11 protein-coding genes and 1 pseudogene are annotated in these 12662 nt (G+C 62.4%); 4 read left to right on the top strand and 8 right to left on the bottom strand.

The annotated features are described in order from the left end of the window. Window positions 1–102: 102 nt before the first annotated feature. Window positions 103–1839 (bottom strand): fatty acyl-AMP ligase, encoded by a 1737-nt coding sequence (locus OVY48_RS15405; RefSeq protein ID WP_313924802.1) that lies wholly within the window; start codon window positions 1837–1839, stop codon window positions 103–105. 186 nt (window positions 1840–2025) lie between these two features. Between OVY48_RS15405 and OVY48_RS15400 the strand changes: the two genes are divergently transcribed. Together OVY48_RS15400 and OVY48_RS15395 are read left to right on the top strand one after the other, a co-directional pair. Continuing rightward, window positions 2026–2553 (top strand): RecX family transcriptional regulator, encoded by a 528-nt coding sequence (locus tag OVY48_RS15400; RefSeq protein ID WP_313923451.1) that lies wholly within the window; start codon window positions 2026–2028, stop codon window positions 2551–2553. Between the two features lie 652 nt (window positions 2554–3205). Next, window positions 3206–3874, top strand: a complete 669-nt coding sequence (locus tag OVY48_RS15395; RefSeq protein ID WP_313923449.1) for a hypothetical protein — start codon at window positions 3206–3208, stop codon at window positions 3872–3874. 328 nt (window positions 3875–4202) lie between these two features. On the opposite strand, the gene OVY48_RS15390 is transcribed toward OVY48_RS15395, so the two are convergent. Then, complete coding sequence (locus tag OVY48_RS15390; RefSeq protein WP_313923447.1) at window positions 4203–5420, bottom strand: dipeptidase; 1218 nt, start codon at window positions 5418–5420, stop codon at window positions 4203–4205. Between the two features lie 105 nt (window positions 5421–5525). On the opposite strand from OVY48_RS15390, the gene aat reads away from it, so the two are divergent. Continuing rightward, entirely contained in the window at window positions 5526–6275 is a 750-nt protein-coding gene (gene aat / locus OVY48_RS15385; protein WP_313923446.1) for a leucyl/phenylalanyl-tRNA--protein transferase, read from the top strand. A gap of 35 nt (window positions 6276–6310) precedes the next feature. On the opposite strand, the pseudogene OVY48_RS15380 reads toward aat, so the two are convergent. From OVY48_RS15380 to OVY48_RS15355, 6 genes and pseudogenes are all read right to left on the bottom strand, one after another. After that, a pseudogene (locus OVY48_RS15380) lies at window positions 6311–6547 on the bottom strand (DUF2155 domain-containing protein); the annotation flags it as partial. A 167-nt stretch (window positions 6548–6714) separates the two neighbouring features. Then, window positions 6715–7113: an NADH:ubiquinone oxidoreductase subunit NDUFA12 gene (locus tag OVY48_RS15375; protein WP_037476915.1), complete on the bottom strand. Its 399-nt coding sequence runs from the start codon at window positions 7111–7113 to the stop codon at window positions 6715–6717. A 195-nt stretch (window positions 7114–7308) separates the two neighbouring features. Then, window positions 7309–7836 (bottom strand): DUF192 domain-containing protein, encoded by a 528-nt coding sequence (locus tag OVY48_RS15370; protein ID WP_313923444.1) that lies wholly within the window; start codon window positions 7834–7836, stop codon window positions 7309–7311. 167 nt (window positions 7837–8003) lie between these two features. Continuing rightward, the gene (locus tag OVY48_RS15365) at window positions 8004–8807 is read right to left on the bottom strand and encodes a LytR/AlgR family response regulator transcription factor (protein ID WP_037476896.1); all 804 of its coding nucleotides are present in this window, start codon (window positions 8805–8807) and stop codon (window positions 8004–8006) included. Further along, window positions 8804–9910, bottom strand: a complete 1107-nt coding sequence (locus OVY48_RS15360) for a sensor histidine kinase (protein WP_037476898.1) — start codon at window positions 9908–9910, stop codon at window positions 8804–8806. Before OVY48_RS15360 ends, OVY48_RS15365 begins: the two co-directional genes overlap by 4 nt. Window positions 9911–9954: 44 nt before the next feature. Continuing rightward, window positions 9955–10437: a winged helix-turn-helix transcriptional regulator gene (locus OVY48_RS15355; protein ID WP_037478935.1), complete on the bottom strand. Its 483-nt coding sequence runs from the start codon at window positions 10435–10437 to the stop codon at window positions 9955–9957. Window positions 10438–10547: 110 nt separating this feature from the next. Here OVY48_RS15355 and OVY48_RS15350 point away from each other — a divergent pair, with 110 nt between their 5' ends. Beyond that, entirely contained in the window at window positions 10548–12653 is a 2106-nt protein-coding gene (locus tag OVY48_RS15350; RefSeq protein WP_037476901.1) for a RelA/SpoT family protein, read from the top strand. The last annotated feature ends 9 nt before the right edge of the window (window positions 12654–12662 follow it).

The raw sequence follows: 12662 nt of genomic DNA, 5'->3' as shown, positions 1-12662 counted from the left end.
TCCGCGCCCGGCCATCCGCGTCGCGTTGCTGATGATCCCTCTTGCCCACCGTGCCGCGATAACGGCTATGGGTTATGATTTGGTAACCTCGATCCGACTTTGTCAGGCGGCGATGTCGTAGGGGCGGATTTCCCCGGTCAGATAGAGGTTGCGCGCCTTGGACCGGCTCAATTTGCCTGAACTGGTGCGCGGCAGGGTGCGCGGCGGCACCAGTTCGACGACGCAGTTCATGCCGGTAATGGCGCGCACGCGCTCACGGATCTGGTCGCGCAGCCGCGAGCGCTCCTCATTGTCGGAGGTGCGGCAATGGACCAGCACGGCGGGCGCTTCCTCGCCGCCCGGCGTGGTGATGGCGAAGGCGGCGATGTCGCCCTGCTTGAAGCCGGGCAATTGTTCGACCGCCCATTCAATATCCTGCGGCCAGTGATTCTTGCCGTTGATGATGATCATGTCCTTGGCGCGACCGACGATGTAGAGATAGCCGTCGCTCAGATAGCCCATGTCGCCGGTGTCGAGCCAGACGCGGCCAGAGGCATCGGCGGCCATGCAGGCGTCGGTCGCGGCCTGATCGCGGAAATAGCCAACCATCAGCGATGGCCCCGTAGTCCAGACCTTGCCGATCTGGCGCTCGCGCAGCGGGCCGCCATCTTCGTCGCGAATTTCCACGACCATGTCCTTGGCGGGCTTGCCGCAATTGACGATCGAGCGGAAGCGTTGCGGCCGTCCTTCGGTCGCGTCACCGCCGGACAGGTCGGTTTCCTCGACCAGTTCGACGATGATCCCCTCGCCCGGCGGCATGATGGTGACGGCCAGCGTCGCTTCGGCGAGGCCATAGCTTGGCAGGAAGGCGCTGGGCGAAAAGCCTGCATCGGCAAAGGCATCGACGAAGCTCTGCATCACGTCGGGGCGGATCATGTCCGCGCCATTGCCCGCCAGCCGCCAGCGCGACAGGTCGAAACGATCCTGCGCCTTGGTCTGGCTCGACATGCGGCGGGCGCAAATGTCGTAGCCGAAGGTCGGCGAATAGCTGATCGAGGTGCCTTCGTTGCGGCTGATAAGGTCGAGCCAGGCGAGTGGACGGCGGGCGAAATCCTCGGTCTTCATATAATCGGTCGACACCTGATTGGCGACGACGGACAGGAAGCAGCCGACGAGGCCCATGTCATGATACCAAGGCAGCCAGCTGATGCAGCGGTCGCTGTCCTGCACCTGCATCCCGTGGCTGTGCGCCGACAGGTTAGACAGCAGCGCATGATGCGTCACCGCGACACCATGGGGAAAGCGGGTCGATCCGCTGCTATATTGCAGATAGGCGATCTCGTCGCTGCGCGCCTGCGGCAAAGCGCAGGGCGTGGCGTCGCGGGCAATGAAATCCTCGAACGCGATGCTTTCGACCGCCTTTTGCCGACCCGATTCCCCGGCCATGTCGGCCAGTTCGGCGGGGAAGAGGAACAGCATCGGATCGCAACTGGTCAGCTGGACATTGAGCTGGTCGATATAGCTTTCTTTGCCGCCGAAGCTGGTCGGCAGCGGCAGCGGCACGGGCCAGGCCCCGGCATAGACGATGCCGAAGAAGAGCTGGGCAAAATCCGCCCCGGTTTCGGCGACCAGGGCGACGCGGTCGGCGGGCTTGACGCCATGAGCGATCAGGCGATGGGCGCAGGCGACGGCATCGTCGCGCAACGTGCTGAACGGATAGGGTCGCGCCAGATTGCCGCGCGCATCATGGAAATTCAGGCCCCGCTTGCCGCGCGCCGCATAGTCCAGCGCCTCGCCCAGCGTCTCGAAGTCCGAGAAGCGGCGCGGCAGGTCATCGGTGGTCGGCGTTGGTGCCATCATCTCTTGCGAACCCGTCATATTGGCGTGACCATATGGTCTAAAAATCGTGAAAGCGCGGCCGCTATCATCTTTGACTGCGACATGCACCGGATATTGCACTCCAGCTTTCCTTCTTAGCGGACCAGGAACGGTAAAATTCCGGCCCGACTGTGGCATAAACATGGCGCATGGCCCATGAAAGCGAATATGTCCGGCAAACGCCTCCCTCCGCCGCTCGATGAGGCGACGATGCGCGACATGGCGCTGCGCCATGTCGCCCGCTTTGCGACCAGCCGGGGCAAGCTGCTCAGCTATTTGAAGCGCAAGATCAAGGAGCGTGGCTGGGGCGGTGAACAGCCTGCCGACCCGGACGGGCTGGCCGATCGCTTCGTGGAGATCGGCTATATCGATGATGCAGGCTATGCGGTGATGAAGAGCGGGGCGCTCGCCCGGCGCGGCTATGGCGCGCGGCGGATCGACCAGGATCTGCGCGCGGCCGGCATCGGCGAGGAAGACCGGGTGCAGGCCGACGCACAGATCGCGGCCGAAGCCTGGGCGGCGGCGGACCGCTTTGCCCGGCGCAAGCGGGTCGGCCCCTATGCGACCGCGCCGCTCGACCCCAAGCAGCGCGAGAAAGCGATCGCCGCCTTTTTGCGCGCAGGCCATGATTATGCCGTGGCGCGCCGCTGGGTGGACGCCGCGCCGGGCGAGGCGCTGGCGCAGGAGGAGGAATAGCGGGCCTGGGGCACGGCAGGGTCACAGGGCGCAAGTTCACACCGTCGCTGGCGTGATTTTGCGCGGGAAAATGGGGTGTAAAGGCGCGGAAAGTGCCGACGAAGCCCTGGTGACGCGCCTGTTGGGTCACAATGAGGTGCCTGTAGGGTCACAGGGACGCGCCACCTGCGCGTCGGCGACGCGACTGCGGGGTCGTGGGGGCGGGAGGCTGTCGCGCACGGCGCGGGCGGATCGGCGGCGGGATCGGGGTTCATCGATAAGGATAGATCAGACGAAATCCTATTTTGGAAGAGGGTTTTGGGTGGAGTGGGCACGCACCATCTATCCCGTCATCCCCGTGAACGGCAGGGCTACGTGGGGAGTCATCTCCGCAGCGTCGTGCGTGGGGTGAGCGCAGGAAATGGGTTCCCGCGTTGGCTTGCGGCCGCCCTTCGGGTCGCGGGAATGACGAAGAGGGGTGGATGGCGGACTGTCGGCTTACGAGAGCAACATCGCATGAACCGACATCGCCCATTTTTTGAGGTCTATACGATCAAGCATATGCGGTCGCAGCTATGGTTAGCGAAAGGCTGGCAGAAGCATATTTTGTTCATCGAAAGAAAGTATCAGAGCGACGATGCGACAATCTAATCGACTATGGCTCGTAGCCGTCATGGCAGTAGCCTTTGCAACGCTTGCAGGATGTCAGCGGGCTGCCGAAGTGCGCTATCGCGTAACTGTAGAGGTCGATGATCGAGGTACTAAACGGTCTGGTTCGGCGGTCTGGTCCATTGCTGTAGCCAAGGCCATCCTTCCATTAGCAAGCCCCTATAATGCTCGATTTCGAGGTGAAGCGGTTAGGGTGGTAATTCCGGGCCGTGGCTATCTTTACGCTTTAGTGGCTGCAGATTCCGGGTATCCGGAAAATATCTTTAGCGATCGACGTAGAGCACCGTTAGGCGATCGCCTGATCAAACCCCGTTTCAAAGATCGCATGGATGACATTCGTCACATAAAAACGATGGTAGGTGCCACCGGCGATTTACAATGTGTAAACCCGGCATGGATCGGCCTAAGCTGCCCAAAAATGGTCCGATTTCGCGATCAAAACGATCCTAAAACAATCGAAATTGTCGACCCATCCGATCTTACCAATAGCTTTGGCTCAGGCACCCGTTTAACGCGCGTCTATGTAGAAATTACCGACGATCCAGTGACAGAAGGTATTGAACCGACGTTACCTAGCTTTGGGCCAGAGACTGGCTTTGACAACTGGTATCGTTCTTTGCCTTTCGGAGATCCGCGCCAGATATCAAAATGTGACTTCAAAAGCTGTCGCTAGGATCCAAACCCAATCAGCATCTTAAGAGGGGATGGTTTTCCTGATTCACTGGCGCGTGGATCAGGTGGAGTAAGGCATGGTGCCCTTGGTAACGCATATGTGCGAAACGCCAGAATGCCGCCTTCATATTTCTTCACGTTGAATATGCCAGCTATATGTGTCTGCTTCTGGGCAGCGCCGCAAGCGGCATAGACGGCAACAGATGGTCGTTAGCAGCCTGTCCTTTTTTCTCCGCCTTTGCTGCTGTGTCCGTCGGACGCATTAAAAACCGGCCGTAATTTTCCCACGTCATGTCGGCGAGGGCTGTAGAGGGAAAAACAGGCAGCATCTACTTCTCCGACGCCACCTTCTCCGCCGCCGTCATCACGCGCAGCACATTTTCGCCCACCAGCTTCGCGATATTCTCATCACTCCAGCCGCGCTGCATCAGTTCGGACAGCAGCGCCGGATAGGTCTCGACGCCGCCCAACCCCTGCGGCAACGCGCCGACGCCGTCGAAGTCGCTGCCGATGCCGACATGGTCGATGCCTGCCACCCTGACGATATGGTCGATATGGTCGGCCACTTGCGCGATCGTGGTGACGGGTTCTGGATGCGCCTTTTCCCAGTCGGCCAGCGCCTGCGCCGCGCCTTTGGGATCGCCGATATGCAGGCCGCCAAAGGGCGGGGCGTTGTTGCGGGTGATTTCGGCGCTGCGATCCGCGCCCCAGATGCGCCGGGCTTCGGAGACATATTGCGCAGCGAAATTGACCATCACCACCCCGCCATTGGCCGCGACTGCCTTTAGCACCGTGTCCGACACGTTGCGCGGCGTGTCGCACAGCGCGCGGGCGTTGGAGTGGGAGAAGATCACCGGCGCCTTCGTCACGCGCAGCGCGTCGAGCATCGTCGCTTCGCTGACATGGCTGAGGTCCACCAACATGCCCAGCCGATTGAGTTCGCGCACCACCTCTTCGCCGAACGGGGTCAGCCCGTCATGCTGCGGATTGTCGGTGGCGCTGTCGGCCCAGGCGATAGTACGGCTATGGGTGAGCGTCAGATAGGCCGCGCCAAGCTGGTGATAGGCGCGCAAGACCGCGAGGCTGCCGTCGATCTGGCCACCGCCCTCGACCCCGATCAGCGAACCGATCCGCCCCGCCTTGTGCGCCGCGCGCAGCTCCGCCGCCGTGCGGACCAGCGCGATACGCCGGGGATAGCGGGCGGCCAGGCTATGCACCATGCCGATCTGGTCGAGCGTATCCTTGACCTGCCGCACCTGCGGCAGGTCCGCCGACACCCAGACCGACCAGAACTGCCCGCCGACCCCACCCGCGCGCAGTCGATCGAGATCGGTATGATAGGTCGCCGGATCGAGCCGGGTCAGGTCCATCGTCCAGCGTGCGTCCTTCGCCTTTTCCGCCAGCGCTTCGGGCCAGTCATTATGCCCGTCGATCAGCGGCGTGGCCCTCAAGATACGGGCGATGCGCGCCGCATGAGGATCGGGAGCGGCGTGGAGCGGCAGCGGGGCGAGCAGCAGCGACAGGGCCATCAGGCGAAACAGGATCATGGCGCTGGAGCCTATGGTGGCCCCCCCCCACGTCAATGGCTAAAAATCGCCCGCGCCGCCCAAAGCGCTTTCGCCCGGTGCCGAATGTGCGCCATAAGACGGGCAATGATGATCGATCCCGCGATATTGCTCCAGGCCTATTCGATCGGCGTCTTTCCCATGGCGGACGACCGCGATGCCGCCGAAGTCTATTGGGTCGAACCCAAGCAGCGCGCGATATTGCCGCTCGACGGCTTCCATCTGTCCCGCTCGCTCGCCAAGACCATCCGCCGCGATCCGTTCCGCGTCACCGCCAATCGCGCCTTCCCCGACCTGCTGGCGCTCTGCGCCCAGCCCGCACCGGATCGGCCCTCGACCTGGATCAACCGCGAGATCGAGGCCGCCTATCGCCACCTCCATGCGATCGGCTACGCCCATTCGGTCGAAGTGTGGGACGGGGAGGAACTGGTCGGCGGCCTCTATGGCGTGGCGCTGGGCCGCGCCTTTTTCGGCGAATCGATGGTGTCGCGGCGCACCGATGCGTCGAAGGTCGCGCTCGCCTGGCTGGTGGCGCGGCTACGCTTTGGCGGTTTCACCCTGCTCGACTGCCAGTTCATGACCGACCATCTCCATTCGATGGGCGCGGTCGAAATCAGCCAGCGCGACTATCTTCAGTTGCTGGGCGCGGCCGTGGGCGATGCGGCGCTGGGCGCAGGGGCCGAGGCGCTGGGTTCGGGTTCCGGGGCCGCCGCCGAACTGGCATTCGCGCCGCTCGCCGGGCGCGCCGATGCCGGTTCGCCTTTCGCGCCCAATGTCACAGATTCAGGCCCGCTTTCGGGCCATGCCATCGTGCAGCTTCTGACCCAGATGTCATAGATCGGGTGCTGGACGACATTGCGGTCGGGCCGGTCGCGGAACAGCCAGCCGGAAAAATTGCGCCGCCATTTGCCATCGGCGCTGCTACGCACGTCGAGCTGCACGAAGGCGCCGGTGTCCTGCACATTTTCCCACGGCGCGCTGGTTTCGCAGGCCTGCAGGCGCACGATCGCGTCCCCGACCCGCACCGCTTCGCCGGGCTTGAGCGTCAGGTCGCGGGTCAGCCCGTTGCGCTTGTTGAGCAGGCCGACGACGGCGCTACGTTCGGCCATCGGCGTGCCGGGCAGGCTGTCCTTGTCGGCGGAGCGGATCGCGGTGCCCTGCACCTTGACCGGGCCGGTCTGGTTGGCCACGGGCACCTCGCCATCGCTACAGGCGGCAAGCGCGAGCAGCGACGCGCCGATCAGGATCGACGGGGCAATGCCCGCCGCACGCCCGATCATGATGCGTCGGGGCTCCACGCTTCATAATCGCCCGTCGCCTTCTGGCGCAGGCCACCCTTTTCCATCGCGCCGGACGGGCGATAGGCATTGACCGTGCCGGTCGCGTTGGGGGTATATTCGCGTTCCCAGATGCGCGGCGGCGGCAGGAAACTTTCGGGCGCACCCTCGATCGAATGGTGCAGCCAGCCATGCCATTCGGCCGGCACCCGGCTGGCGTCATTGGCACCATTATAGATGACCCAGCGCCGCGTCAGGCCATTCCCATCGACGCCGCCCTGATAATAGACATTGCCCTGATGATCCTCGCCCACTTTGCTGCCCTTGCGAGCGGTGAAGAGCGAAGTGCCGATGGTCGCGCCATCCCACCAGGTGAAGATCTTGCCGAGGATTCCCATGGCCCAAGCGCTTAGCCGCTGGAGCGGGGCGTTGGCAAGGCGGATATGCGAGAATCGAGAGGCGGATGGGGATGCGGAGGGCCGGGGTCGATCCATCCCTATCCGTTCGTTTCGAGCGAAGTCGAGAAACGCATGGCACAGCGCGAGAGGCTTCTCGACTACGCTCGAAGCGAACGGTTGGTGGCTGTGCGTCTTTTACCGAGAGGCGGACGGGCAGAAATTGCGCTCGGTCGTCACCTTGTCCCCCGACACCGCGCACCCGCCCCACGCAACCTGGTCGCCTTCCTTGATGCCGAGCGCCGCAGCGCGCCCGCCCGCCAGTTCCAGTACCGCCGCCACCGGCACGCCCGCCGACACCGGCACGCGCGAATAGGGTTCGGTATTGGCCTGCAGGAACGCGATCGTCCCGTCCGTGCGGATGAAGATCATGTCGAGCGGGATCAGCGTGTCCTTCATCCAGAAACTCGCCGTGCGCGGCGGGTCCATCGGAAACAACATGCCGCTATTGGGGCCAAGCTCCTTGCGGAACATCAACCCCTTCTCCTGCGCCTGCGGTGTATCCGCAACTTCGACATCGAACCGATGCGCCCCCTTTGCGGTGCGGATAACCACCGGCAGCAACGCAGGCACGGCCTGCGCCTGCGCACCATTGTCGGGCGCGGCTTGCGGGGCGGAACAGGCGGCGAGCAGGCCAAGGGCGAGAATTGCGGCAAAACGGATCATGGCAATGTGCCTAAAGCGATTCGGCAAAGTTGGGGAGGGGCATTGACCGCGCCGACCGCCTTTTTTGGCAGGCCCCTAAACAAAAGTCCCTTCTCCCCATCGGGGAGAAGGATAGGAAGCCTTACCGATCGCAGTAAGCGAAGGCGGGAGAGGGCAGAGTCCTCACCTCAATGCACGAAACGCGCCACCACGTCGCGGTAAGAGCGGCTGACTTTGACTTGGGCGCCGGATTCCAGGACCAGGAAACATTCGCCGTTGGTGTGCGGCTTGACCTGCTTCACCTGGCTCAGGTTGACAATCGTGGAGCGGTGGACGCGCTGGAAGTTGCGGGGGTCCAGGCGCTTTTCCAGATCCTTCATCGTTTCGCGCAGGATCAGGCTGTTGTCGGCGGTGTAGATGCACATATAGTCGCCGGCCGCGTCGATCCGTTCGATGGAATCAACGTCGACCCGGAAAATCTGGCCGCGATCCTTGATGTTGATGAGCTTTTCGAAGCGGTTGGAGGCTGGCCCCTCTTCATCGCCCGCGGCGAAATCGGTCATCGCCTGGGGCGCGACTTCGGCCAGTACTTCGCGCAGCTTTTCCGCTTCCTGCACCTGGCGCTTGTCGGACAGGCGCAGCCGCACGCGGTCGAGTGCATCGGCCAGGCGGCCTTCTTCCACCGGCTTCATCAGATAGTCGATCGCCTGCGCTTCGAACGCGCGGATGGCATGGTCGCTATAGGCGGTCACGAAGATGAACAGCGGTGGTTCGACTTCCATCATCCCCTGCACGACGGAAAATCCATCGAATCCAGGCATTTGAATGTCGAGGAACACGAGGTCGGGCTTGTGCGTCTTGATCGCACGAATGGCTTCGCGGCCATTGGTGCAGGTTTCGATGATGTCGACATCCTCATGCGCTTGCAGACGCAGGGCAAGGCCCTGGATGGCCAGGCTTTCGTCATCGACGAGGATAGTTCTGATGGTCATGCGGCCACTTTCGGTTTGTCTTCCATGTTCAGCGGAATTTCGATGATGACCGAAAATCCGCTTGGGCTGGAACGTGTTTCAAAGCGCTGTCGTTCCCCGAAAGCCTGAATTAACCGGTCCCGGATGTTCGGCAGGCCCACGCCCATGCCCTCGCTCACCATCATGTGCGGCTTCATTCCACCTTCGTTCAATCCCGGACCGGTGTCCGATACGACGATCCGCACATTTTCACCGGCAGGCTGCGCGCTGACCGAGATTTCCGCCCCCTCCTCCTTGGGCGTGACCGCATATTTGATGGCATTTTCGACCAGCGGCTGCAGCAACAGCGATGGCAGGCGCGCATGGCCGACCGCCGGATCGATGATGAAGACCGGCCGCAACCGCTCCTCGAAGCGCATCTTCTCAATCTCCAGATAGAGTTTGAGCGTCTCGATCTCCTGTTCGATCGTCACCTGCGCGGTCGGTTCGTTGACGAGCGTGTAGCGCAGGAAGGAGGACAGGCGCGAGAGCATCGCATTGGCGCGATCGGTCTGCTTGAGCAGCACCAGCGTCGAGATGGAATTGAGCGTATTGAACAGGAAATGCGGGTTGAGCTGATAGCGCAGCATCGCGAGTTGCGCATTCGCCGCCTGCGCCTCCAGCCGGAGCAGTTGGTCGGCCTGTTCCTCCACCGTTAGATAGAAGTTGATCGCATAATAAAGCGCGGACCAGGCCCCGATCAGCGTGACTGACAGGTAGAAAGCACCCAGGAACAATTGCACCCCGGCCGTCTCGCTGCCCTTATTCTGCGTCGAAAAGACCCAGGCGTCGATGAACGCTACCAGCCCGGCGGCGATCAGCACGGCGAGGATGGATACGCCCCAGGTGATGATCGGCCGCTGTTTGAGCAGGAAGCGGAACATCACCGCGATCAGCAGCGTGACCGAATAGCCGGTCGCGGTGGAGATCATCACCGGCACCAGGCTGGAGAAGGACTGGCCATTGGCGATCGTGGACGAGCCCCGCAGCAGGAAGGCACCAGCCCATCCCAGCGATTGCAGGTTCCAGAAAGCACGGTTCTTGTCAGCGAAAAAGGGCTGAGGCTGGATACGGGGTACGGACATCGCGCGGGAGACTAGGCGATTTCCGCGCGGGGGTGAAGCCGGGTTCAGGCTGCGGCTGCCGGTTCTTCCGCCATCGGCGTGATTTCATCCGGGCACAGCCACACCAGATCGGCGAAGCTGAGCGGCCGTCCGTCATGCGCGTGGATGGCGATGGGACGGATCGGCTGGCCATCGCGCTTGTCGGCCAGCACCTGGCACGACATGGTGCCGCATCCCCACCGTTCGCCCCATTGGCGCAGCGCGATCATTGCCGGTACGAGATCCTCGCCCTTTTGCGTCAGGCGATATTCGACCTTGCGCCGGTCGCACTGCATCGGCTGGCGCAGCATGATGCCATTTTCCACCAGCCGCGACAGGCGGTTGGCCAGGATGTTGCGGGCGATGCCCAGCGTCGATTGAAATTCCTCGAAATGGCGGATGCCCGACAAGGCGCCCCGCAGGATCAGGAAGGACCAGCGTTCGCCCATCATCTCCAGCGCGCTGGGCAGCGCGCATTGTTCCAGATCCTGGGCGAGATTATGTTTCATCGTCATAGCATATAGCGCAAAGCCACAGGCGTTGCAAAAGTGCAGCCTTATTTGAGGAAATGGGATTTTTTTGTTGCGTAACAAGGCACTTCCCACACAATCGGGAAACGATGTTACGCCAGTATGAACTTGTCGAACGAGTAAAGCGCTACGACCCCGATGCGGACGAAGCGATGATCAACCGCGCCTATGTGTTTTCGGTGCAGAAACATGGGAGCCAGAAACGCGCGAGCGGCGACCCCTATTTCAGCCATCCGATTGAAGTCGCGGGGATATTGACCGACTTCCATCTCGACGATCAGACCATCGTCACTGCCCTGCTGCACGACACGATCGAAGACACGCTGGTCACCTATGAAGAGATAGAGGCCGCGTTCGGCAAGGATGTCGCCCGCATGGTCGATGGCGTCACCAAGCTGTCGAAAATCGAAGCCATGTCCGAAAATGAGCGGGCGGCGGAAAATCTGCGCAAATTCCTGCTCGCCATGTCCGACGATATCCGCGTGCTGCTGGTCAAGCTCGCCGACCGGCTGCACAATATGCGCACGCTGCATTTCATCAAGAATGAAACCAAGCGTCGCCGCATCGCCAAGGAGACGATGGACATCTATGCCCCGCTCGCCGAGCGGATCGGCATGTATGATTTCATGCGCGAGATGCAGCTTCTGTCCTTCCGCGAGCTGGAACCGGATGCCTATGACAGCATCACCAAGCGGCTGGAGCAGCTGAAGGAAGGCGGCCATGACAAGGTCGATCGCATCGGCGCGGAATTGCAGCTATTGCTGGGCAGCCGCGACCTGCCGGTCACCGTGTCGGGACGGGAGAAGCATCCCTATTCGATCTGGCGCAAGATGCAGGAACGCCACATCAGCTTCGAACAGCTGACCGACGTCATGGCGTTTCGCGTCATCACCGACAGCCCGGAAGATTGCTATCGCGCGCTGGGCGTCATCCACCAGACCTATAAAATGGTGCCGGGCCGCTTCAAGGATTATATCTCCACCCCGAAACGTAACGGCTATCGGTCGATCCACACCACGGTCATCCATCAGGACAATGCCCGCATCGAGGTACAGATCCGCAGCCGCGACATGCATAATCATGCCGAATTGGGGCTGGCGGCACATTGGGCCTATAAGCAGAAGGGCGACGCCACGGATCAGCAGGCCGCCTGGCTGCGCGACCTGGTCGAAATTCTGGAACAGAGCCAGGATGCCGACGAGCTGCTCGAACATACGCGCATGGCGATGTATCAGGATCGCATCTTCGCCTTCTCGCCCAAGGGCGAGTTGCACCAGTTGCCCAAGGGATCGACCCCGGTCGACTTCGCCTATGCAGTCCATACTTCGCTCGGCAATCAGACGGTGGGGGCGAAGGTCAATGGCAGGGTCGTGCCGCTGCGCACCTCCCTCGAAAATGGCGATCAGGTCGAAATCCTTAAATCGGACGGGCAGGAGCCGCAGCCCGGCTGGCTGACCTTCGCCATCACCGGCAAGGCGCGCGCGGCGATCCGCCGCTATATCCGCCAGAAGCAGCGCGGCGAGGAGATCAAGCTGGGCGAGAAACTCTATGACGAGATTCTCGGCCGCTTCTCGCCTGACCTGGCCAAGGAATTGGGGGACAAGGCGCTGGCCGGGGCGCTGAAACGCTTGAAGCTGGAGGATCGCGCCGCGTTGATGGTCGCCATCGCTACGCATCGCCTGCTCGATTCCGAAGTCATGGAAGCGCTCGTCCCCGGTTCGACCAGCGCCATCGGCATGGAGGAAACCCACCCCCGCCAGCATGCCCCGGTGTCGATCCGCGGCCTGACGCCCGGCATCGCCTATAATCTGGGCGATTGCTGCCATCCGGTGCCGGGCGACCGCATCGTTGGCGTGCGCCGCACCGGCGAGCCGATCGAGGTCCACACCATCGATTGCCGCGCGCTCGAAGCGGGGCAGGACGACGACTGGATTGATCTGAGCTGGGACAGCAAGTCCAAGGGCGGCACCGCCCGCCTCTCGGTCATCGTCAAGAACCAGCCCGGCGCGCTCGCCGCCGTCGCCAATGTGTTCGGCGCGACCAAGGCGAACATCCTCAACCTGCAACTGGTCAACCGCGAAGGCCCGTTCCACACCGACGTCATCGACCTGGAAGTCGCCGACGCGCAGCATCTGATGCGGATATTGTCAGCGCTGCGCGCGATCGACGTGGTCGTGCAGGCGGACAGGGTTTAGCGTCTTGCG

It is taken from the genome of Sphingobium sp. SA2 (assembly GCF_032227065.1).
Taxonomy (GTDB): Bacteria; Pseudomonadota; Alphaproteobacteria; order Sphingomonadales; family Sphingomonadaceae; genus Sphingobium.
Note: the sequence above shows the minus strand (reverse complement) of the source record. Positions and strands in the feature narration are given on the sequence as shown.

Coding starts and splice junctions, on each gene's coding strand:
- OVY48_RS15405 (WP_313924802.1), bottom strand. CDS start 1,839: ATGATGGCACCAACGCCGACCACCGATGACCTGCCGCGCCGCTTCTCG.
- OVY48_RS15400 (WP_313923451.1), top strand. CDS start 2,026: ATGTCCGGCAAACGCCTCCCTCCGCCGCTCGATGAGGCGACGATGCGC.
- OVY48_RS15395 (WP_313923449.1), top strand. CDS start 3,206: ATGGCAGTAGCCTTTGCAACGCTTGCAGGATGTCAGCGGGCTGCCGAA.
- OVY48_RS15390 (WP_313923447.1), bottom strand. CDS start 5,420: ATGATCCTGTTTCGCCTGATGGCCCTGTCGCTGCTGCTCGCCCCGCTG.
- aat (WP_313923446.1), top strand. CDS start 5,526: ATGATGATCGATCCCGCGATATTGCTCCAGGCCTATTCGATCGGCGTC.
- OVY48_RS15375 (WP_037476915.1), bottom strand. CDS start 7,113: ATGGGAATCCTCGGCAAGATCTTCACCTGGTGGGATGGCGCGACCATC.
- OVY48_RS15370 (WP_313923444.1), bottom strand. CDS start 7,836: ATGATCCGTTTTGCCGCAATTCTCGCCCTTGGCCTGCTCGCCGCCTGT.
- OVY48_RS15365 (WP_037476896.1), bottom strand. CDS start 8,807: ATGACCATCAGAACTATCCTCGTCGATGACGAAAGCCTGGCCATCCAG.
- OVY48_RS15360 (WP_037476898.1), bottom strand. CDS start 9,910: ATGTCCGTACCCCGTATCCAGCCTCAGCCCTTTTTCGCTGACAAGAAC.
- OVY48_RS15355 (WP_037478935.1), bottom strand. CDS start 10,437: ATGAAACATAATCTCGCCCAGGATCTGGAACAATGCGCGCTGCCCAGC.
- OVY48_RS15350 (WP_037476901.1), top strand. CDS start 10,548: ATGTTACGCCAGTATGAACTTGTCGAACGAGTAAAGCGCTACGACCCC.